At 52.4% G+C, this 20881-nt stretch carries 19 protein-coding genes and 2 tRNA genes; 10 read left to right on the top strand and 11 right to left on the bottom strand.

The window, feature by feature from the left end; genetic code table 11:
- Position 1: 1 nt before the first annotated feature.
- Positions 2-661 carry a WbqC family protein gene (locus tag ACFE7X_RS18190; RefSeq protein ID WP_375437111.1) on the bottom strand — a complete coding sequence of 220 codons (660 nt, stop codon included), beginning with the start codon at positions 659-661 and terminating at the stop codon, positions 2-4.
- Between the two features lie 296 nt (positions 662-957).
- On the opposite strand from ACFE7X_RS18190, the gene ACFE7X_RS18185 reads away from it, so the two are divergent.
- Both ACFE7X_RS18185 and ACFE7X_RS18180 read left to right on the top strand, forming a co-directional pair.
- Positions 958-1752, top strand: coding sequence for a hypothetical protein (locus ACFE7X_RS18185; RefSeq protein WP_375437110.1), 795 nt, complete (start codon positions 958-960; stop codon positions 1750-1752).
- Complete coding sequence (locus ACFE7X_RS18180; protein WP_375437109.1) at positions 1749-2648, top strand: lysophospholipid acyltransferase family protein; 900 nt, start codon at positions 1749-1751, stop codon at positions 2646-2648. Before ACFE7X_RS18185 ends, ACFE7X_RS18180 begins: the two co-directional genes overlap by 4 nt.
- 57 nt (positions 2649-2705) lie before the next feature.
- On the opposite strand, the gene ACFE7X_RS18175 is transcribed toward ACFE7X_RS18180, so the two are convergent.
- Positions 2706-3338, bottom strand: a complete 633-nt coding sequence (locus ACFE7X_RS18175) for an L-threonylcarbamoyladenylate synthase (protein WP_375437108.1) — start codon at positions 3336-3338, stop codon at positions 2706-2708.
- A 187-nt stretch (positions 3339-3525) separates the two neighbouring features.
- A complete protein-coding gene (locus ACFE7X_RS18170) occupies positions 3526-4365 on the bottom strand; it encodes a T9SS type A sorting domain-containing protein (protein ID WP_375437107.1) in 840 nt (279 codons plus the stop codon).
- Positions 4366-4643: 278 nt separating this feature from the next.
- Between ACFE7X_RS18170 and mltG the strand changes: the two genes are divergently transcribed.
- The 7 genes from mltG to ACFE7X_RS18135 all read left to right on the top strand — a co-directional run bounded on the left by mltG (position 4644) and on the right by ACFE7X_RS18135 (position 10506).
- Entirely contained in the window at positions 4644-5717 is a 1074-nt protein-coding gene (mltG, locus tag ACFE7X_RS18165; RefSeq protein ID WP_375437106.1) for an endolytic transglycosylase MltG, read from the top strand.
- 85 nt (positions 5718-5802) lie between these two features.
- Entirely contained in the window at positions 5803-6291 is a 489-nt protein-coding gene (locus ACFE7X_RS18160) for an acyl-CoA thioesterase (RefSeq protein ID WP_375437105.1), read from the top strand.
- Between the two features lie 93 nt (positions 6292-6384).
- Entirely contained in the window at positions 6385-7389 is a 1005-nt protein-coding gene (locus ACFE7X_RS18155) for a YihY/virulence factor BrkB family protein (protein WP_375437104.1), read from the top strand.
- 128 nt (positions 7390-7517) lie between these two features.
- Positions 7518-7604: transfer RNA gene (locus ACFE7X_RS18150), tRNA-Ser, on the top strand.
- 91 nt (positions 7605-7695) lie between these two features.
- Positions 7696-7780 (top strand) — tRNA-Ser (locus ACFE7X_RS18145).
- A gap of 244 nt (positions 7781-8024) precedes the next feature.
- Complete coding sequence (locus ACFE7X_RS18140; RefSeq protein WP_375437103.1) at positions 8025-9299, top strand: zinc dependent phospholipase C family protein; 1275 nt, start codon at positions 8025-8027, stop codon at positions 9297-9299.
- Between the two features lie 781 nt (positions 9300-10080).
- Complete coding sequence (locus tag ACFE7X_RS18135; RefSeq protein WP_375437102.1) at positions 10081-10506, top strand: hypothetical protein; 426 nt, start codon at positions 10081-10083, stop codon at positions 10504-10506.
- 78 nt (positions 10507-10584) lie between these two features.
- On the opposite strand, the gene ACFE7X_RS18130 is transcribed toward ACFE7X_RS18135, so the two are convergent.
- The 4 genes from ACFE7X_RS18130 to ACFE7X_RS18115 form a co-directional block, all read right to left on the bottom strand.
- Positions 10585-12021, bottom strand: a complete 1437-nt coding sequence (locus ACFE7X_RS18130) for a TolC family protein (RefSeq protein ID WP_375437101.1) — start codon at positions 12019-12021, stop codon at positions 10585-10587.
- A gap of 201 nt (positions 12022-12222) precedes the next feature.
- The gene (locus ACFE7X_RS18125; protein WP_375437100.1) at positions 12223-15315 is read right to left on the bottom strand and encodes an efflux RND transporter permease subunit; all 3093 of its coding nucleotides are present in this window, start codon (positions 15313-15315) and stop codon (positions 12223-12225) included.
- A gap of 111 nt (positions 15316-15426) precedes the next feature.
- Complete coding sequence (locus ACFE7X_RS18120) at positions 15427-16575, bottom strand: efflux RND transporter periplasmic adaptor subunit (RefSeq protein WP_375437099.1); 1149 nt, start codon at positions 16573-16575, stop codon at positions 15427-15429.
- Positions 16576-16803: 228 nt separating this feature from the next.
- Positions 16804-17307, bottom strand: coding sequence for a ferritin-like domain-containing protein (locus ACFE7X_RS18115; protein ID WP_375437098.1), 504 nt, complete (start codon positions 17305-17307; stop codon positions 16804-16806).
- Between the two features lie 131 nt (positions 17308-17438).
- On the opposite strand from ACFE7X_RS18115, the gene ACFE7X_RS18110 reads away from it, so the two are divergent.
- Positions 17439-17801 (top strand): MGMT family protein, encoded by a 363-nt coding sequence (locus ACFE7X_RS18110; RefSeq protein ID WP_375437097.1) that lies wholly within the window; start codon positions 17439-17441, stop codon positions 17799-17801.
- Positions 17802-18184: 383 nt separating this feature from the next.
- Here the strand turns inward: ACFE7X_RS18110 and ACFE7X_RS18105 are convergent, their stop codons facing one another.
- The 4 genes from ACFE7X_RS18105 to ACFE7X_RS18090 all read right to left on the bottom strand — a co-directional run.
- Positions 18185-18601, bottom strand: a complete 417-nt coding sequence (locus ACFE7X_RS18105) for a response regulator transcription factor (RefSeq protein WP_375437096.1) — start codon at positions 18599-18601, stop codon at positions 18185-18187.
- A complete protein-coding gene (locus ACFE7X_RS18100; protein WP_375437095.1) occupies positions 18598-19416 on the bottom strand; it encodes a sensor histidine kinase in 819 nt (272 codons plus the stop codon). Before ACFE7X_RS18100 ends, ACFE7X_RS18105 begins: the two co-directional genes overlap by 4 nt.
- A gap of 453 nt (positions 19417-19869) precedes the next feature.
- Positions 19870-20589, bottom strand: coding sequence for a hypothetical protein (locus ACFE7X_RS18095; RefSeq protein WP_375437094.1), 720 nt, complete (start codon positions 20587-20589; stop codon positions 19870-19872).
- A gap of 11 nt (positions 20590-20600) precedes the next feature.
- Positions 20601-20881 (bottom strand): hypothetical protein (locus ACFE7X_RS18090; RefSeq protein ID WP_375437093.1); only part of this gene is annotated, 281 nt, incomplete at its 5' end.

The following is a 20881-nucleotide window of genomic DNA, read 5'->3' as shown; positions in this document are numbered from 1 at the left end:
ACTACACGAGAAAATTGCCGGCAGCCGGGCCCTGCATAAATAACAGGTCTAGGATGCTGAGTCCCGGTACAAAATCTTTACCAAAGGTCTGAGCGTACGGTCGTACCGACTTCCTGTCAGGTTCGGGTGCTACTGAAGCCTTCGGTGTCAGAGAATCACGGCAGTCTCTTACTTCGCTGACCGTTTGATCAGTGGAGTGGGGGCGGGTTGCCGTTGCAGAGTAAGTAGAGAAATATTCGGTGGTAAACTCCACAGGAGTGCGCAACCGAAGACAGCGCAGATAGAAGCGTAGGAAAGCGAGATTCAGATCGAAAAGGCGTTGGTGCTCTTGTACGTAGATATCGTGCAGATAGTCGGCATAGTATTCGAAATACGGCGTACCCCCATAGGCAGTTTGAATAGTTCGCCAATGCTGATGCACCCAATTCTGCCGATAATCAATTTCAACTTCAGTGATCTTGACCTTCTCGCTGCGGTTACCATCAAGGACAGGTACCGTGAGAGGCTTGACGCCCTGAGCCGTTAGAACGAGACAACGGTTGCGGTAGGTTTGTTTGTGGTAATGTTCCTGCGTTTCCAATTTTAGCGCCTCAGCTCTAATAACTTCAGTGAAAAATGCGAGCGGCGGGTGGTATTGGGATTCAAAAAGTACGATAGGCATCGGAAATATGCAAGAAGAAAGATGTAACAAGTAATGGGGGCACAAAGCAAGTGAGTCTCCGGGGCCGTGGCTGCCATCGGGGGTTAAGCGTGTGCCATAGCAAGCGTGAAGAAGCAGAAGATTAAAAGCTATTTAACCATATGAATAAAATTATGGCAACTGCCACTAAATCACATTTTATTCAAAGTCGCCCTACCTTTGGCAGTCAATCTGACACGATGCGCACGCTCTACTTTTTGTGTTTGGTACTACTGCCACTAACGAGGCCAGCTCTAGCTGCTCAGCCTCAATTAGTATTGGATATAGCTCGTTTCCGCAACACGGATACCAGTGTAAAGGGCAATGTGGTGGAAATTTATGCTACTGTACCCGGACAGTGGCTAACGTACCTGCGCCGCACGCCGAAAATGTACCAAGCTGCCGCCGTTCTAACCCTGGAAATCGTCCGGCCCGACGGGCAAGCAGCTTACCAAGAAACCATTACGCTCAAGCCGCCAGTACTAAGCGACACCGCAGCCGCTATCAAAAATCCTCTCAGCTTTCAGAAGCGGCTAGTATTGCCTGATGGCACTTATACTATCCGAGGTTTAGTGCGAGATCAATACCGTACAGCCCAGCAGGCACTACTGGAAATACCGTTGGTATTAGCTTCCACAGATACGAAGCCGGCCCTCAGCGACCTTGTATTACTAACCAAACCGGCCGCTAAGGGCGCAGTAGCCGGTAACTTCAGCCGCGGTGGGTTTAGCTTGACGCGGGCTCCTGGTGGCCTATACGCCCGTGGTGCCGACAAGCTCTGGCTGTACGCTGAACTTTATAATGCTACGCCTGAGCAAGAGTTGCAGCTTCGCTACCGGTTACGTCGGGTTGGTAGCAAGACGGATGCTCTTGCTTTGCCTGGCACAACACGCGGCCTGCCTGGCCGTCCTACCCCTATTACCAGCGAGTTGGATTTAAGTAAACTACCCGCTGGCGACTATACGCTGACCATGGAAGTTCGAACTCCCAAGCAACTTCTAGCCACTCAGACGGCTGCCGTGCATCGTATGCCAAACGATTATGCTCCTGGCGGAGCAACTCCCACCCGATGAGTAAATCCGCTTCCAAAGCCTACGCTTGGTACTTCCACCTGCTCGGCTGGCTATTGCGCGGGTTAGCGCACTTGCCGTTCACGGTGCTTTATGTACTAGCTGACTTGATTTATTTCCTGCTGGCTTACGTGGTGCGCTACCGCCGGCAGGTGGTACTCACAAACTTGCGCAACTCTTTTCCGGAGAAAGCAGAAGCTGAAATCCAGCGGCTTCAACGCTTGTTCTATCGCAACTTCGCGCAGGTACTGGTTGAAACGCTGAAGCTAGCTGCCATGCCGGATGCCGAACTGAAGCGGCGTGTTACGTTCAGCAATCCGGAGGTATTAGAACGGCATTTTGCCCAAGGACGCACCGTACTCGGCTTGTCCTCTCACGCTGGTAATTGGGAATGGGTGCTTACATCGGGGGCTGTCTGGTTGTCGGCTCATGTTGATGGCGTGTATAAGCCGCTGATGAATCCTTTTTTCGAAAACTTCATGCGGCAGCTTCGCACCCGTACGGGGGCTGGCCTGATACCAATGCGCGACACCCTGCGCGATATGGTACAGCGCCGCGGTGAAACGCGGGTGGTCAGTATGCTCTCAGATCAAGCGGCCGGACCCGAAGACCGACCCTACTGGACCACTTTTATGCATCAAGAAGCGGGTTTTTACACGAGTGCGGAACGCCTAGCCAGCCGTTTTCACTGCCCCGTCGTGTACGTGAGTATTCGTCGATTGCGCCGCGGCTACTACCAAATTATTCTTACTGACCTTTACGACGGCGATTCTCCTTTGCCCGCTGACAGCTTTCCCATCACGGAAGCCTTTGTGCAACAGCTGGAGCGCGACATTCGCTCTTTCCCTGCCGATTATCTCTGGACCCACAGAAGGTGGAAGCACAAGAGAAATACCTAATCATTCTGGTACCTGTATGTTCAGAACGATTAGGTATTAAACAATTCAACCGTTCACCTACAGGTATTGCTCGATGTCGCCGGCACCCTGGCGGACCAGTTCGAAGTCGTCGTTGGTACAGTCGATGATGGTGCTGGGAATATTGCCCCCAAAGCCGCCATCAATAACCAGATCCACGAGCAGGCGATACTTCTCGTAAATCAGATCGGGGTCGGTTACGTATTCTTCCAGGGTGTTTTCATCTTCACGCACTGAGGTGCTGATAATGGGATTGCCTAGCTCTTTTACCAACTGAATGATGATGGTATTGTCGGGTACCCGAATGCCCACGGTTTTGCGCTTGTTGCCGCCTTGGCGTGGAGCTTTGGCACTGGCTTCGAAAATAAAGGTGAAAGGGCCAGGCAAAGCTTTCTTGATAACCTTATAGGTGGGTGTTGTAATGCCGTGCGCGTAATCGGCAATATGGGAAAGGTCGGAGCAGATAAAGCTAAGATTCGCCTTGTCGGGGTTCAAGCCTTTGATGCGGCACAGCCGTTCTACCGCCTTGGCGTTGTGGATGTCGCAGCCGATACCGTAGACCGTATCCGTGGGGTAGATGATGATGCCGCCTTTGCGCAGTACGTCCACTACTTGTTGAATACGGTTTTGGGGCGGATTATCGGGGTGAATGCGGAGCAGCGTAGCAGGCATGATGAAACAGGGGAGTGGCAGGGTGAAACAAACGGCCCGGCGGCCGGAGCGGAGCAAGGTAGCCGATGTGCTAGACTTCTGCCTACAGTCTTCGTGTAAAATTGCTGTTAGGTTACTTCTCCCAAAATCAGCTCATGAAAAAAGCTTCCACCAAAAGGCGGAAGTTTTTCATTGAAAAACGAACGGGTTAGCGCTTAATCACTCGATGAATCGAGCGTCCAGCGCCGTCATCTACGGTGACTATATAGCTGCCTGTTGGTAGGCCGCGCAAGTTGAAAGTGCCATCGGCGGTGGTTGTGCCATGCAAGATCGTGCGGCCGGTCAGGTCAACAACTGTGACAGAGGTTTTGATGTTTTCGTCGTTTGCGCGGATGCTGAGTACATCAGTGGCTGGGTTCGGAAATACACTCACAGCGCCGTTTTTGCCTGCGTTGCGGGTGGCCAGCGGTATGGCAGTGACTACGCCATAGGTCCGAACATTATCAACGCGCCAAGAACCGCCAGCAGCTTCCGCATTGTAGCCGTAAATGCGGAACTCAACCGGCGCCGTAAGGGCTGCGAAACTGGCCGGCAACGTTATTTTTTTATTGGCTCGTGTTTGGTCATCATCTGCTACGTTCACCGCTATAATGGTAGCCGTGAAATTGTCGAGGCTCGACCGGATGGCCCAGTCGCGAATGCCCGTATTAGAGCGGCGTTCGTCTAGTACGAGGCTATCAAGTCGCATCCGAAAGCCAACGCTTGGCTGCACCGAGAATGCGAAATAGTCGTTAGCATCAAAATTCGAAGCAGTCCAATTTGTGGCTGCGAAGGTATTAGCCCCGGCCGAAGCCGTAACGCCTGTCCCACGCGACATAGAACTGAACAGCACGTTAACAGGCTGTGCCTCCACTGGAAAAGTAGCTTCAGAGCCGGTTGCGCCCGTAAAAGTATAGGTGGCTAGTTGAGCTTGGGCGACGGTGCCGAAAAGGCTGAGAGCAGCTATTGTAGCTAGCTTGCGCAACTGAAAAGGGTAGATTTTTTTCATACAGTGTGGAAAGAGGATAATAAAGAATGGATAGGGAAGCTCGTTTGAAAGCTTAGATGGACTTAAAAACTGTAAATGATTTTTGAAATTTAACGAGATAGTATGCTTTGGCAAAGGTAATAGCGTAAGCCGGAAAGCTTGCATGCAAAGGCTGGCCATTAGCCACTGTTAGATTCCGAGTACTTTTGAGTTATTAAAACCGCTATAAACTGTTTTGCTTACCAAGTTGTCGGTTAGAGCCGCATGTTCTAGCCACACCGCTGACCTTTTTGCTTCTGATGGCCAACTCCCGCGTCGATTACAAAGTCAAGGCTGACCGCCGCCGCAACCGCTTCACTTATTCGGTAGGCATTATCGGCCTGCTACTCATTACGTTCTCTTACTACTTCTATCAGGTCTTCTTTACACCCAACGTCGAAACGAAGGGGCAATCCACCTATGTGCTTGTACGCCGCGGGCAGTCGGCTAAATCGGTGCTCGACTCGATTGATGCGTCGGGTGTTATCGTAGATAAGTTGTCGTTGCACTTCGTAGCGCGCTTGATGAAGTACGATAAGCTAGTGAAACCCGGTCGCTACGAACTGAAAAACGGGTATACCAACCGCCAACTCATCAACGACTTGCGCACCGGGCGGCAGTCGCCGCTTAAGCTGACTTTCCAGAATATCCGCCTGCGCGACGAGTTGGCCCGCAAGCTCAGCACTACCATCGACTCCCGGCCCGGTCAGTTCGATTCGCTTTTAAGCAGTCCAAACTACACCAAAAGCTTAGGGTTCGACACGACCAGTATCTTAACGATGTTTATTCCGAACACTTACGAGCTTTATTGGAACTCTTCGGCCGATAATCTCATGCAGCGCATGAAAAAGGAGTACGAAAAGTTCTGGACCCCCGCTCGCGACGCCAAGCGGGAGAAACTAGGTCTAACCCGTGCGCAGGTGAGTACGCTTGCTAGCATTGTGGAAGCCGAGCAGCAACAGCATGCCGACGAGCGGCCCCGCGTGGCGGGGGTGTACCTCAACCGCCTGCGGCGCAAGATGAAGCTCCAGGCCGACCCAACGGTAGTGTATGCCAACAACGACTTCACTATCAAGCGGGTGCTCAACGTGCACCTTGCCAAAGATTCTCCTTACAACACCTACCTGTATGGTGGCCTGCCACCCGGCCCCATCAACTTACCGAGTATTGCGAGCATCGATGCCGTACTCACTTCCGAAAGCCATGATTACCTCTATTTCTGCGCCAAAGAAGATTTCAGCGGGTATCATGCTTTTGCCCGTAACGAGCAAGAGCACCTCGTGAATGCCCGCCGTTACCAAGCAGCCCTGACGCGGAGCGGAATTATGAAGTAAAGTCGGAATTGCTGAGTGGTTGGCCGGATAGCAGTCAGCTGCAACGATCAACTATCGAGCAATTCAACTAGTTAACAATTCAACCATGTACCAATCCGACACTAAAATCCGAGTCCGCTACGCTGAAACCGACCAAATGGGCTACGTGTACCACGGCAACTACGCGGCTTTCTTTGAAGTGTGTCGTACCGAAGCTTTTCGCCAGCTAGGGATCAGCTACAAAGACCTCGAAGCCAGTGGAGTTGGGATGCCGGTGGGTGAGATTCGAACTCGTTTCCGCCGACCTGCCCGCTATGATGATCTGCTGACAGTGCGCCTGCTGCTGCGCCAACCAGCGGAAGGCTCGCGGGTGATGTTCGAATATGAAATCTATAATGAGGCAAACGAGTTATTAACCGAAGGCCATACGTTGATGGTGTTTGTAAGCACCAGCAATGGCCGTCCTGTTCCGATTCCAGAACAAATTCAAGCCAAACTAGCTCCGTATTTCACCGACGATGAGCTAACTAGCCCCCTAACGCCCCCTCAATCTCCCGTGGATGCCCCCGCGCCCGCCGCGTTTCTTAAAAAGTGAGTAATCGGGTAGCGCAGCCACCAAGAAAGCCGTTTACTAACGTACCTCAGGGCTTCTCTAGCTACTCTCTTACTCCATTACTTAGCTACTCTCATGCCTCTGCCAGTTCGTCGGTACCATTTGCCGGACTTGCGCCGTCGGCGCAGTTATCGGCGGTTTATTGTGTGGTTGAAGCGCTTGCGTATTGCCGGTGGCAAAGCGTCGGTGTACGATGTTGTGGACCGGATGCTTCAGGAACTGCGGCTAGATAGTGTGGAGAAGCGGGCGGGCTACATGGCCTTCAACTTCACGGTAGCTTTGTTTCCAACGATTATCTTCCTGTTCACGCTGATTCCTTATCTGCCCATTCCCAACCTAAGCGTAGACATCCTGCAGTTCTTAGCCGATCTGATTCCGCGGGAAATGTACCGGGCGGTTTCGGGCACTATCGAGGACATTGTCAACATCCCGCACGGTGGATTACTTTCTTTTGGTTTTGCCACGGCCTTGGTGCTCAGCAGCAACGGCATTATGGCCCTGCTCGATGCCTTCGAGAAGAAGTATCCTTCCTTCAAGAAACGGACGTATGTGCGCAAGCGCGTAATTGCTACCCTGCTCACGGTGGTACTTTCGGCGGTGCTGCTGGTATCGGTGGCAGGTATCTTTTTCGGCACGTATATCATCGACGCTTTGGTATTCGAGGAGATTGTGCCCGAACAGTATACCAGCGAATTAATTACGGTTATCAAGTATGGCTCGGTAGTAGGGCTCTTTTTGCTTACAACCTGCCTCGTATACTACTATGTACCGCCGGTGCATGACAAGTGGCCCTTTTTGTCGGCTGGGGCGGTGGTAGCTACGCTGCTTATTTTCCTGGTGTCGTTCCTGTTTATTCTTTACGTCAAGATTTTTGATTCCTATAATCACTTCTACGGTTCTATCGGAGCACTTGTAGGCTTCATGGTTTGGCTGGATTTCGTGTGCATGACCTTGATTGTTGGTTTTGAAGTGAACGTGAGCATTGATGCCGTAACAGGACGGCTGCGCCAAGAGCCTAATGGTTTGCGGCTGTTAGATCGGCTACGGGGCAAAGAAAAAGTAGCGAAAGTTAGGGCCTGATACTCAGTGGTAACTGGGCCTGCAAAGCATAAAATGCCGTCGAGCGTGGAAAAATGTGCAGTCAAAAGTTGTGACGAGCGCAGGACACTGCTACTTTTGTCGTCCCAAATTGACCGGTTTGGTTTAACAGAGAGGTGGCAGAGTGGTCGAATGCGACGGATTCGAAATCCGTTATACTTGCAAGGGTATCGGGGGTTCGAATCCCCCCCTCTCTACTTTTTTAGTGAACATTTATTGTTCCTGATCTAACAGTCGTTTTGATGTGTTAGCTTTGTCGGGCAATACTTGCTAAGCGTCAATTGACCTAGAGAGCTGGCAGAGTGGTCGATTGCGGCGGTCTTGAAAACCGTTGAGGGTTAAACCTCCGGGGGTTCGAATCCCTCGCTCTCTACGAAAAGCCCCGTTTCTGATTCAGAAACGGGGCTTTTTTTGGTCAAATCCCTAGAAGAAGATTTTGTTGTAAGACGTGGCTTCATCGTTCGTGACAGGAAGCCGAAGCGAATGATAGCGACCAGAAGGCAAGCCAGCAACTGGCTAATGCCTCCGGGCACAACTCCTGTTGTGCTTGCGCGTACTGCACAATGCTTCTAAGGCCTCGGAATGTACCGTTAGCCAGTCAAGGTTTATCTTACATTATGCTTAATTGGTTGCTCCGGAGTTTGGTGTTGGTGCTGCTGTTGGTTCCTATTTCTGCTTCAGGCTATTCAGTGCTCACCCACCAAGCCAACATCGACTCGTCGTGGACTCGTTGTTTGCTGCCGCTCCTGCAACGACGATACCCAGGGGCTACCGAAGAGCAACTTACCGAGGCCAAAGCGTACGCTTACGGCGGATCGATTCTGCAAGACATGGGCTACTATCCTATGGGGTCTAAGCTGTTCACCAACTTAACTCACTATGTGCGTAGCGGCGATTTTGTCCGCAATCTGCTCGGCGAAGCACACAGCCGCAACGAGTACGCTTTTGCACTGGGCGCGCTGGCCCATTATACCGCCGATGTAATTGGGCACCCCGAGGGCACCAATAAAGCCATGCCTTCCGTGTATCCCGATTTGCAACAAAAGTTTGGTAACAACATCACCTACGAGGAAGCTCCTATTCAGCACACGCAGTTAGAGTTTGCCTTCGACGTGGTACAGCTGGCAACTGGCCGCTACCGCACCGCCGAGTACCAGCGCTCCATCGGCTTTCAAGTCTCGAAACCAGTACTGGAGCGCGCTTTCTACAAAACGTATGGCCTGGAACTTGGACAAGTAGTTTTCAACGTAGATCTAGCTATTGAGTCGTTTCGGTTTGCGGTGCGCCAGCTAATTCCCATTGCCAGTAGGGCCGCTTGGCACGCGCAGAAAAAAGAAATCAGGCGGCTGAGCCCCCGGGCACAGCGCCGCGAATACGTGTTCAACCAAAGCGAGAGAGAGTATCGGCAGCGCTACGGCACTGACTACGCCAAGCCCGGCACCGGAGCGCGTATCCTGTCTTACTTCGTGCGGGTGCTGCCCAAAATTGGTCCGCTTCGGCCTTTCGCTTTCAAACTGCCCACTCCCGAAGCTCAAACTTTGTTTAAGGCTAGTTTCCAAAGCGTGATGACCCACTACTGCCAACTAGTGGAAACCGAGCCCCAAGACACAACAATCGTGGCGCGCCAGTACTTACCTAATACCGACTTCGATACGGGACGACCAACCAAAGTGGGCGAGTACGACCTGACCGACGAAACATACGGTGAATGGCTGCGTCAATTATCCGATAATAAGTTTGCAGGTATCACAACCCCAGCCCGCCAAAATATTCTGACATTCTTTGGGCCTACTCCCAAGGCGCCCGTTGATGAAGACGAAAGAGAAACTGACACCAGAGCCAAGACCATGGAAGCTTTGCAACAGTTGCGAGCTTTGAAAACTGCTCCTTAACCTTTATCTACTGTTACTTTAGCTTGGCGTGTGCTATAAACACAATTCACACGCCACTTTTAGATTCGAGCCGCCACCGCATACGCAAAAAAGCCCGCCAGATTGCTGACGGGCTTTTCTAGTTTAGAACTAAAGTAGTTCCGGCGCAGAGAGCTGGGCGTAAAGCTCTCTGTACTAGTAGTAACGGTGGCCTTGTAGGCACGGCGGCTAGCGTAATGCAAGCAGAGCGGGACCGGGTTTCCGTTTCAAGTGGCATGCGAGATAGCAGCCGGAAAACCGAGGTGTCAGCAACGGCTTCCAATAAAGCGAAAGCCGAGCCTATAACCAGCGCCCATACGAGCAACAGCCACCAAATACAAGGTGACCATGATGCAACAGGTGTGTACTAGAACAGATACTTCTACCGATCTGCCATTAGCAAATCCGGTGAAGAAGTACGCAAACCTACGGCACCAGAAGCAGGTAGCGGAAGCTATTCGTTGAATTACAGCATTATCACCACCAAGCCAGCTACTATCCTGACGAAGCAGTTGTAACGTATTGCAAAGCGAGGACCCACTACGTAAGCGTCACTTGTTCAGTGGTATTTAGGGCTGATAGTAGCAAATACAAATCTTGCGGGCTTGCTGCGCAGGAAGAATGGTAACTGCTTCACACTGAACTCGCAGCAAGCGTTGGTGCCTCCTCAGCAGGTTAAAGAAGAGTGTCAATATGAGAATTTTGTTTGTTGAAGTAGCTCCTCATTAGCAACTAGGTAGGGTAGGAGCTCCGTTTATTGCTCATGCATATATCTAAAAATGTCGATTTGCAGGACGGAAGCTCCTGCGAACTGTCTTTTGATGAAGACGAGCAATGGCTACGCGCTACCTGGTTAGGCTACATCGACCCCCAAGAAGCCTACAACGGAGCTGTTAGTTTTCTGGATGTTATGCGTACGTTTCGCTGTCAGTACTTACTGAACGACAACAGTGGGTTGCGCGGCCCTTGGTTCGATTCGGTGGAGTGGTTGCGTGAGATATGGGCCCCTCAAGCCTCGCAGATGGGTTTGCGCTACATTGCGCACGTTTCCCAGCCGCACGATCTGGCGCATGAGGTTGCTGTTTTAGAGGCAGAATCTTTCGGCAATGATATTCAGATTCAACTCTTCGACAACATAGCGGAGGCCGCGGAGTGGCTGCGCGAGCAACGCGAGAGAATGACCGCATGAACTGTAGTCCTCCTACGGGAGTAGGTAGCTCACTGACTGCGGCCACTAGTTCCGTCCTTACGAATGCTGGTATAGTGGCTACTGTGTTTGCACCAAGCCACTGCTTAGGCGGCGTAATACAATCTCGGCTTGTTTCGCCTGATACCGAATATCGAGCAAACGTACTTCAGCGTCGAGCTGTGTACGCTGTGCTTCGCGCAATACAAGAGGGGTAAGCAGCCCCAAGCGGTAGCGCTCCAAGGCAATAGCCACGTTTTCGCGAGCCAGCAGAATATTGGTTTCTTCCAGTTCCAGTAGTTGCAGGCGATTCTGATATTGAGCAAAGGCCTGTTCGGCCTCAGCCTCCAACTGTAGTTGGGTTTGGTTGAGAAGCAGCTGGCTTTGCTCTTCCGCAATGCGGGCATTTTGCTCTAAGCGGTTTCGGTTGAAGCCGTCGAAGATGGGGATGGAAGCCACCACGCCATAGTTTGGCCCGAATACACGGTTGGTGTTAGAGCCCAACACGCTGCCGTTGGCTGTGTTGATGAGGAACGCATTGTTGATGTTGCGGTTCACGCCGTAGCCGCCAGTCAGGCCAAGCTGAGGAAACCGGCCCGCCCGCACCAGTCGCCGGTCGTAGGTGGCCACTTGGGTGTTGAGCTTGGCTTGTTGCAAGCGTGGGTTATTTTGGACCAGCGCCTGATTTATTGCTTCGCGGGTTAGGTTGCGGGCTACTACAATAGAGTCGGCCGGGCTGAAGTCGATGCGGGGCGCGCGGCCTAGTAAGGTGTTGAGGTTGACTTTCGCTCGTTGGAGAAGTTCCTGCTGCTGAATCAGGATGGAGCGGTCGGCATTGTAATCTACGCGTGCAGTAAGCACCTCTACTTTGGCACTTGCACCCACATCTACGCGCGCCTGCGTGAGGTCGATGCGGGCCTGCCCAATCTTGAGCGCTTCTTCAATGGAAGCAATTTTGCCGAACTCCCGCACCACCGCGTAATACGCATCGCTGACGTTGGTTACCGTTTCTTCGATAACAGCCCGAGTGATTTGGCGTTGGCCCTGGTCGAGTGTCTTCAGCCGGTCGTAGGCAATAAACATTCCTAGTCCATCGAAGATAGTCCAGGTAGCCGACGCGTTGGCGTTCAGCACATTTGCCCTGCCGCCGTTGATAACTACCGGCTCGGACTGCTCCCGTACTTGCCGCGTATTATTGACGTTGAAGGTCCGGGTGAAATTGCCGTTGGCTATGGGCAGTTGGCCCGCGTTGCCCCGCGTTACGTTGTTTTCCGCAATTCGCTCATCCTGCCGCGCTACCCGAATGTCGTAGTTATTTTCCAGGCCAATCCGAATAGCATCAGCCAAAGTGAGCGGCGCAGCGGCAGCTACCGTTTCGGGCTTTTCGGTTTGTGATTTCGACCGAGGCTCCTGCGCCGGTCGTGCTGGTTGCGTTGGCTGTTGGGCCAAGGCCGCAAAAGGTAAGAGCAGCAGGAAAGCCGCACTCAAACAACGAAAACGATAGAATTGAAACTGCATTCGGGAAACTATGCTAGAACTAAAAGCTAGGTGGCTGCTCAATTGAGAAGCGCGGGTGGCATCAAAACGAAGCCTAGGTGAAGTGGACTGTCAGCAAAGTAGTGTTGTTGGGCAACACGAACTGCACTATATCAAGCGAAATTTTCATGCGGCAAATAAGCCCCTACTCCTAAACCAATCAGGAAGTAGGGGCTTGCTGATTTAGGCAGCTACTTTCTTGGGTTTCACTTTGGCACTGTGTTTCTTGGCCGTAGCGAAGTAAGAGTACATCACCGGTACTACATACAGGGTGAGGCCAGTAGCGAAAAACAAACCGCCCACTACGCCAATACCCATGGCGCGGCGGCTAAGCGCCCCCGCCCCCGTGGCAATAGCAATAGGCAAAATGCCCAGAATAGCGCAAAGGCTGGTCATGAGAATGGGGCGGAAACGGGCCGTAGCTCCTTCTATAAGGCCGGTCATGTAATCCACGCCGTGCTCCACCCGCTGGTTGGCAAATTCCACGATAAGGATACCGTTCTTCGTCACCAGTCCCACCAGCATAATAATACCGATCTGGGAGAACAGGTTTAGGGTTTGGTTGAAATACCACAAACTCAGCAAAGCGCCCGATAAGGCCAGCGGTACCGTCACCATGATGATAACCGGGTCGCGGAAGCTTTCGAACTGCGCGGCCAGCACCAGATAAATCAGCACCAGTGCCAAGCCAAAGGCGAAGATGAGTGAAGAAGAACTTTCCTGGAAGTCGCGGGAGGCACCGGAGAGTTCAGTGGAGAAAGTCTCGTCGAGTTGCTTGTCGGCAATGGCTTGCATGGCGGCAATACCGTCGCCGAGAGTTTTGCCGGGAGCCAGCGAGGCCGAAAACGTAGCCGAGTTATAGCGGTTGAAGCGGTAGAGCTGAGGCGGCGTGCTGCTTTCCGTGAGACGAATCACGTTGTCGAGCTGCACGAGCTGGCCATCAGCACCTTTCACAGAAAGCAAGCGGACATCCAGCGGCTGGTTGCGGTCTTCACGGGCCACCTGCCCAATAATCTGGTACTGCTTGCCTTCCCGGATAAAATATCCGTAGCGCTGGCCGCTAAGACCTGCTTGCAGCGTTTGGCTGATGCTCTGCACCGATATGCCGAGGCTCTGCGCTTTCTCTCGGTCGATGTTAACGCGAAGCTCCGGCTTATTGAACTTCAAGTTAACATCCACAAACTGGAAGGTAGGATCTTGGCGGGCGGCATCCAGAAACTTAGGAACGGCCGTACGCAGCTTATCGAAATCCTGGGTTTGTACCACAAACTGCACGGGCAACCCCCCACCGCCGCCACCCCCGCCGCCACCACCGATGCTCTGGTCTTGCGACACCCAGGTACGCGCTGCGGATAGGGATTTGACACCCGCACTTAACTTAGTGGCTATCTGGTCTTGCGTAATTGGGCGCTTGTCAGCGTCGAGCAACAGTACGCGGGCGTTACCAGAGTTGGAGCCCCCTCCGAAACCAGGCGAGGTCACGGCAAATACGCTACTTAAGTTCTTGTTGCCCGCCGAATCCATGGCCAGCCGGGTAATCTCGTTCATGTAGTTGTCCATGAACTCGAACGAAGCTCCTTCCGGTCCGGTAGCAGTCACGTTCACGCGGCTACGGTCTTCCACCGGCGCCAGCTCCGACGGAATGGTTTTCATGAAAAACCAAATGCCAACCCCCGTGCCGGCTACCACCAGCCAGGCCAGCCAACGGTTGCGCAGGAAGGTTTGCAGGCTTTCCTGGTAACCACCAATCATTCGCTCGAAGAAAGGCTCCGTCTTGCGGTAAAACCAATTGTGCTTCTCCTCGCGTTTCAACAGCACCGAGCACATCATGGGTGTGAGCGTGAGCGAAACGAAGGCTGAAATCAAAACCGAACCCGCCACCACAATACCGAATTCGCGGAACAAGCGGCCCGTGATACCCGTCAGGAAAACGACCGGCAAGAACACCGCCGCCAATACCACCGTGGTGCTGACGACTGCCAGCAAGATTTCCTCGGAGCCCTTGATAGCCGCCGTTTTGGGGTCTTCGCCTTCCTCGATGCGGGAATAAATATTCTCCAACACCACAATAGCGTCGTCCACCACAAGGCCGATGGCGAGTACAATGGCTAGCAGAGTGAGCACATTGATAGAGAAGTTGAGCAGGTACATCACGAAGAAGATACCCACCAACGACACCGGAATGGCCACCACCGGAATCAGCGTGGAGCGCCAGTCGCGCAGGAACAGGAAGATGATAATTACCACCAGCACGAAGGCTTCGATGATGGTGTGTTCTACCTCACTGATGGATTGACGAATAAAAACCGAGTTGTCGAAGCCTGGCTTCAACACCAAATCTTTCGGTAAGTCTTTGCCGTAGAGTGCAATACGCTTGTTGAATTCGTCGGCAATATCGATTTGGTTGGAGCCAGGCTGCGGAATAACGGCGAGGCCCACCATCGGCACGCCATTTACCTTAAAGATGGTCTGGTCGTTTTCGGGGTACAATTCCGCGTAGCCAATATCGGAAAGCCGCACCAACGACGAGGCATCTTTGCGGATAATAAGGTTGTTGAAGTCTTCGACGCTAGTGAGGCGGCCCATCGTACGCAGGGTAAGCTGGGTGTTCTCGCCTTGCACGGCGCCACTTGGCAACTCCACATTTTCGCGGGTCAAGGCGGCCTGCACATCCACCGGCGACACGCTCAGGGCAGACAGTTTCACGGGGTCCAGCCAGAGACGCATCGAGTACCTCCGCTCGCCATACACTCGAATTTCTGAAACGCCAGGAATGGTTTGCAGACGCTCCTTGAGGGTGTTGTTGGCATAGTCAGTGAGCTCCAGCAGGTTGCGCTGGCTGCTGCTCAGGTATGTCATTACAATGGGCTGGGAGTCGGCGTTGGCCTTGCTCACCACCGGCGGATCGATGTCGCGCGGCAGACGGCCCTGCGCCCCCGAAACTTTGTCGCGCACGTCGTTGGCGGCGGTTTCCAAGTCGGCATCGAGGTCGAATTCCACCGTAATCTGGGTACGACCGTCGCGCGAATTAGAGGTTAGGTTCTTGATACCGGCAATACCGTTCAAGGCCTCCTCCAAAGGCTCCGTCACCTGGCCCTGCATTACGTCGGCTGAGGCGCCGGTATAGCTAGCCGAGACAGTAATAATAGGCGGGTCCACGCTGGGATACTCCCGAATGCTGAGGTACCGAAACCCGATAACGCCAAATATCACGATGACGAGGCTCATCACGATAGCAAGGACCGGGCGGTTGATACTGGTTGAAGATAAACTCATATAGGTTTCACGCAGTGTTTCGCAGTGGAAAACGCAGTGCTTCGCTGTGTCGTTCACAATGACCTACTCTAAGCCACTGTTACTTTATAGAGAAAGTCGCTGCGTAAAATATTACTTGGTTGCACGCACCGCGTCACCAGGTTTCACCTGTAGAATACCGGTGCGGATGACACTATCCCCGACAGCTAAGCCGTCGGTAATTTGAATTACTTTGTCGGAACGAATGCCGATTTTCACTTTCTTCGGTGCCATCTTACCATTTTTCACGGTGTACACGCTGTAGCCGCTGGCCTCCGGAATCACCGACTCGGTAGGTACCTGCAAGGCATCCGTTGATTCGCCAAGCTGCAAGTTCACGCGCACGAAAGCCCCGGGACGCAACTCGTTTTTGGTGTTGGCGTAGCGGGCGCGCACCGGCTGGGTGCGGCTCACGGGGTCAATCTGCGGGTCGATGGCGTAGACTTTGGCCTCATACTGCTTGTTGGTGCTTTCGTCGGTTACGCTCACCACGTCGCCTACCCGCACGTTATTGGCAAAACGACCCGGCACGGCAAAGTCAACTTTGACGGGCCGTATGCGGGAGAGGGTGGTTATTTCAGCGCCGGGGCTCACATAGGTACCCACTGTAGCCGTGGTTAGGCCAAGCACCCCATCGAATGGGGCCCGCACATAGGCTTTGTCGAGCGTGGCCCGTAGCGCCTGCCGGTCTGATTCAGCAGTGAGCAATTGGTTGTTGGCTTGCTCGTATTCCTGGGCGCTGATGTATTCCTTATCAAGCAAGATGCGCTGGCGGCGCTCCTGGTCACGGAAAAGCTTGATGTTGTAGTCTTGCTTGCGGATGGCGGCCTGGGCTTCGTCGGCATTGATGCTGAACAACAGTTGGCCTTTGCGTACTGGTTGGCCCTCTTTGATATGGAGACTAGTGATTTTGCCCGACAGCTCACTTTTGATAATCACTGATTCATCGGCCAGCACCGAACCGGTAGCGGCTACTTCGTCGGAGAGATTGGTGGGCTGCACTACGTATACCTGCACCGGTAAGCGCTGAGCACCACCTCGGCCGCCACCACCGCCCGGGGCACCCGCACCGGGCCCTCCTTTACCACCGCCACCTTTGGCTGTAGTGGACGGAAAGTATTTTATTTTCACAAAAACCAACCCCGCTACTAGCGCTAGCGTCAGAACTATCCACAATACCCGACGGCTTTTTCCGGCTGGTGCATGCGTTACTTCTATTTCTTCTTGTTCCTTGGTTTGCATACTCTAAGAGGGTTCTGACCTGATGCGTTTTGCGGTACATATACAGCTAACGCTTCACAACGCGAATGGCTGGTTTTAAGTTGACTCGGAATGAATAGTGCCAGACAGACACGGCCGTAAGACACCAAAATAGCCCTCGGGTTGCAGCCTAACCTTCTTCAACAAGAAACCCGGTCGGCCCTGTAGCCAACCGGGTTTCCGGGTATGACAAGAATTGTTGCTTCAGGTTTAAAGCGCCTTCTCGTTGATATAGCTTTTCGCTAAATTATTAAGTTTAGTATCGGCTGCTTGCTCTTCATTGAGCGTTTGGTGCAGCAGAGCAGCCGCTTCCGGCTGTCCAACACGCTGCGCATAGTGCGCCGCCGTGCCGTAGCCCGCTATTTCGTAATGCTCAACACGTTGAGCCGAGGCAATGAGGCCGGCATCTTTTACCTCGTCGGTGGCATCTTCATGAATCATGTCGGAGCCTTCCTTTAGAATGCCTTCCATAGCTTTGCATTTGTGGCCCGTTAAGCTAACGTCCAGCATTTTGCCAATCTGCTCTAAGCGAGCCACTTGATTTTTGGTTTCCTGCAAATGACTCTGAAATGCCGTTTTCAAACCCGAGTCCTTTGCTTTGTCTGCCATTTGAGGGAGCACCTCTAACAGTTGATTTTCGGCGCTGTAAAGATCCTTGAGTTGCTCGTGAAATAAATCGTCGAGAGTGCTAAGTTTATCTGAGAAGAGGCCCATGATTAGGTAAGTGTTAAGGTGGAAATTAAGTACTTCGAATACGTGCTCACCAGCAAGGGCGTTACAGCCCGGTTTAACTGACACCGTCTGACTACCTACCTTTCAGTCCCGCTTTTCCGTGTTTCCAGCCCATGAGCTTACCCCGCAACCCCACTGAAACAAGCCGTAATTTTTTCCAGGAAGTTCACGAAGTGGTGCGCCTGATACCACCTGGTCGGGTTTCTACCTACGGGGCCATTGCTCATTATCTCGGTGCCCGGCACGGGGCACGTATGGTCGGCTATGCCTTAATTGCCGCCGTTCCTGCTCGCGGCCTCGATGAGGTTCCGGCGCAACGAGTTGTTAACCGCAACGGGCTACTTACGGGCCGCATGCATTTCGCTACGCCCACCGCCATGCAAGAAGCGCTTGAAGCGGAAGGGGTGCGCGTAGCTGACGACCAAGTAGTGGAGTTTAAAAAGCTATTTTGGGACCCGAGCACAGAGCTAGAATAACTCCTGAATTATATCAAGCTTTTCACAGGCCTTGAGCGAGCGGTACCAATTGCAAGGTAGATGGTTCTACTGCACGGCTGAGCTCTTGGTTGGGCGTTAGGCCAAGAGCTCAGCTGTTAATATCCTACGCATCGGAACGGGGTGAAATGATGCCGCATAGCATCATACATGCAGCATACAACAGGATGTGACACAAATTAACTAGCAGAATACAGACGCAATAAATTAGCCGGCCTGAGCCGACATAATGCCAGCTAAGCTTTTGTTACTTGCCTTATTTCTTGGTCAAAATAGCCTCAAGCGAGGCGTCAGAATAGAAACAGGAAGAGCATGCCCAAAGCAACCTGAAAGTCTATATACACTGACTCCAAAATGGCAAAAGATTAGCTCAACAAAGGGCTCATAACTTGACGCGGTTCTCCGGTGCTAGCTGCCGCTAGAATAGCGCCGCGTACTTCTTCTGGGCTAGCGTTCTTAAGCAAATAGCCGTGAGCACCTTCCGTCTTCAAGCTTTCAATTAGCTCGGGCTCATCGTGCATAGAAATAATAATGACGCGAATGCGAGGGTATTGCGCGCGCAGCAATCGCACGGTTTGCAGCCCGTCAAGGTTAGGCATTTGCAAATCCATCAATATCACTTCTGGAAGATTGCCTTGGTCGAGCCGATGGAGTAGTTCTTCGCCGTCGCCAGCTTCAAAGAGAACTTCCATTCCTGGGAATCCACTGATAAGGGCACGCAGGCCCTTGCGAAATAAAATGTGGTCATCAGCCACAGCCAAACGAATTGTTGCAGGTGTCATAATAAGGAACTAATGAGAGCAGGTATTTGAGAAGCAGTAATATACGGTACTGGTAAGGAAATCCAAACCTGGCTGCCGGCCCCCAACTCCGACTGATAGCGGAGGGTGCCTTGCAACACGGCCACCCGGCTGCGAAGGTTGGTAAGACCATGCCCGGTGCGGGCTCCACTCGAAGGTTGAGCATCTACTTTTGACGTATCGAAGCCGATGCCATTATCAGCATAATGCAAAGAGAGCGTGTCTGTGCCGAAATCCACTACAATATCGATTGTGTCAGCGTGGGCGTGCTGCAAACCATTGCCAAGTAGCTCTTGCACCACGCGGTATACAATTAGTTCATAATGAGGATCGAGACGGCGGGGCTGGCCCTGCTGCTCGAGGTTCAGGCGCGTCGGCCCGTCGGTAGGCACGGTGCGTGCGAGTGCATCGAGAGCGAAAGGCAACCCAAACTTCTGCAAGGCAGCTGGTAAAAGATTACGCGAAATGCGCCGAACTTCCGTAATGGCTTGGTCGAGCAGACTGCTGGCCTCCTGAGTAATAGAAGGGTGACCGAGTGAGCTTAGGTGCAGCTTTACAATAGCCAAGGTAGTGCCTACCCCATCGTGCAGGTCAGCGGCAATGCGCCGCCGCTCGTCTTCCTGGGCTAGCAGCGCCGCCTCTAGGGCCTGTTGCTGGGCCATTTCGCGCACCTGCCGCAGTTGCTCCTGCTGGCGAAGCAGCCGCCGCTGGTAGCGAAGCACAAAGGCCACAATGCCTAAGGCGAGTAGCAGCAGCACCGGCGTAGCGAGTATAACAGGAAGGAGCCAATTGTTCATTTAAATAATAAGACGACAATAGGGGAGATAGGCGTAGTTGAAAATTCAGCGCAAATAAACTGAACTAGAGCAGGTTCACCACAGAACTAAATAGCGAAACGGTCGGCTGCTCCAACAAATCAGATGTTGAAATGGCCGGCGTATACATACAATAATATGGTGACTGAAAAATACACTACTATCCTTGAACTCGCTAGAAACACCCGACGATTATCAAAGTAAAAAACGCAGGTCCCGGGTTAGCTAACGTAAGCACAAGCCATTGCGCTTTATTGACGCACTTTACTGGTTGTGTTGCACACACATTTTCCTTTCGACTCGGCTGGTAATAGTCGAGCAATGCGGCGGCCAGGAAACATAAAAGCCGCATCAAGTGCGGCTTTTATGTTTCCTGCAACCAGAAGGTAAGCTGTTTGATATTACAACAACAGCCATTGAAGGTAGTGGCAACTCCTAACGACGTACAACGCGCCGGGCGGCTGGCGGAGAAGCTGTGAGAGGAATTGTGGGTGGTTGCACCCGCTCAACTAGCCAGAAGGCCCAGGCAATAATAGAATTCAGGACGAGGCTTAGAAGAGAATTTACCATCGTCATGAACATCTGCTGGACCCTGGGCACCGAGTCTTGTAGCAGAAAAACCATTACTGTTCCCGCGAAATAGGTCATTACTCCTATACCTATCACGAACATAGGATTTCGCTCGAGGGGAGTGGCGCGAAGTTCTTGCAGAAGCTGCTCGAAATACAGCAAGACCGTTGTGATTAATAGCGCACTTTCTAAAGCCACCGTGTACACCGTAGTGGCTTCTAAACCACTTAGATAGAAAAGATCAGTAATTGCAATTCCAATAAATACTCCGGCTGCTATACGCAAAAAACGGCGGGATTTTGGAGAGTGTAGTACCAGATAAAAAGCATAGCCTAGAAAGAGCGTTTCCAGTATGGTGACTATGTTCCAGACGAAGTTATTGTGCAGCTTATTAGCGAAGAGGATTTCGCCGATGATGGTTAGAACAGCCCACATCACACAACACCAGAAAACAACCTTATGCTGTTTCTGCAAAATAAACCAGCGCTGATAGCCTATCCATAGTGGCAGCAACAGAGAAAGTTCTGCGGTGTAGGCTAGAGTTGCTCTGAACTTAAGTAGCCATGCGAAATCTGGCGTAGGCATCACGCGAGGGCCTAACTATGATTTAGCGGACTAATCACGCATACTTCCGGGCAGCGTTGTCCTTTATCGAAAGCAATATTATTATCCTCCGCTAGGTCGCCTTCTTCCGTGGCGCCAACAAGTACAAAGCATTCTTGGCCTTCGGAGTTCGTTGCGTTATAAATGCGAATGCCGGTGGCTCCGTCTTGCAGGAAGAGTTTCTGGAATACATCAGCGCTGAAGAACACCGATTTCAAGCCCCCCTCGCGGTGATGCTGATAAGTAGTGGTCCAAGTTTTTGCTTCCTCAAAGC

This window comes from uncultured Hymenobacter sp. (assembly GCF_964242765.1).
Taxonomy (GTDB): domain Bacteria; phylum Bacteroidota; class Bacteroidia; order Cytophagales; family Hymenobacteraceae; genus Hymenobacter.
The sequence above is the reverse complement of the archived record's forward strand: the minus strand, read 5'-3'. Positions and strand labels throughout refer to the sequence as shown.

Coding starts and splice junctions, on each gene's coding strand:
- ACFE7X_RS18135 (WP_375437102.1), top strand. CDS start 10,081: ATGCATATATCTAAAAATGTCGATTTGCAGGACGGAAGCTCCTGCGAA.
- ACFE7X_RS18100 (WP_375437095.1), bottom strand. CDS start 19,416: ATGAACAATTGGCTCCTTCCTGTTATACTCGCTACGCCGGTGCTGCTG.
- ACFE7X_RS18140 (WP_375437103.1), top strand. CDS start 8,025: ATGCTTAATTGGTTGCTCCGGAGTTTGGTGTTGGTGCTGCTGTTGGTT.
- ACFE7X_RS18110 (WP_375437097.1), top strand. CDS start 17,439: ATGAGCTTACCCCGCAACCCCACTGAAACAAGCCGTAATTTTTTCCAG.
- ACFE7X_RS18170 (WP_375437107.1), bottom strand. CDS start 4,365: ATGAAAAAAATCTACCCTTTTCAGTTGCGCAAGCTAGCTACAATAGCT.
- ACFE7X_RS18160 (WP_375437105.1), top strand. CDS start 5,803: ATGTACCAATCCGACACTAAAATCCGAGTCCGCTACGCTGAAACCGAC.
- ACFE7X_RS18115 (WP_375437098.1), bottom strand. CDS start 17,307: ATGGGCCTCTTCTCAGATAAACTTAGCACTCTCGACGATTTATTTCAC.
- ACFE7X_RS18105 (WP_375437096.1), bottom strand. CDS start 18,601: ATGACACCTGCAACAATTCGTTTGGCTGTGGCTGATGACCACATTTTA.
- ACFE7X_RS18155 (WP_375437104.1), top strand. CDS start 6,385: ATGCCTCTGCCAGTTCGTCGGTACCATTTGCCGGACTTGCGCCGTCGG.
- ACFE7X_RS18125 (WP_375437100.1), bottom strand. CDS start 15,315: ATGAGTTTATCTTCAACCAGTATCAACCGCCCGGTCCTTGCTATCGTG.
- ACFE7X_RS18175 (WP_375437108.1), bottom strand. CDS start 3,338: ATGCCTGCTACGCTGCTCCGCATTCACCCCGATAATCCGCCCCAAAAC.
- ACFE7X_RS18130 (WP_375437101.1), bottom strand. CDS start 12,021: ATGCAGTTTCAATTCTATCGTTTTCGTTGTTTGAGTGCGGCTTTCCTG.
- ACFE7X_RS18120 (WP_375437099.1), bottom strand. CDS start 16,575: ATGCAAACCAAGGAACAAGAAGAAATAGAAGTAACGCATGCACCAGCC.
- mltG (WP_375437106.1), top strand. CDS start 4,644: ATGGCCAACTCCCGCGTCGATTACAAAGTCAAGGCTGACCGCCGCCGC.
- ACFE7X_RS18190 (WP_375437111.1), bottom strand. CDS start 661: ATGCCTATCGTACTTTTTGAATCCCAATACCACCCGCCGCTCGCATTT.
- ACFE7X_RS18095 (WP_375437094.1), bottom strand. CDS start 20,589: ATGCCTACGCCAGATTTCGCATGGCTACTTAAGTTCAGAGCAACTCTA.
- ACFE7X_RS18180 (WP_375437109.1), top strand. CDS start 1,749: ATGAGTAAATCCGCTTCCAAAGCCTACGCTTGGTACTTCCACCTGCTC.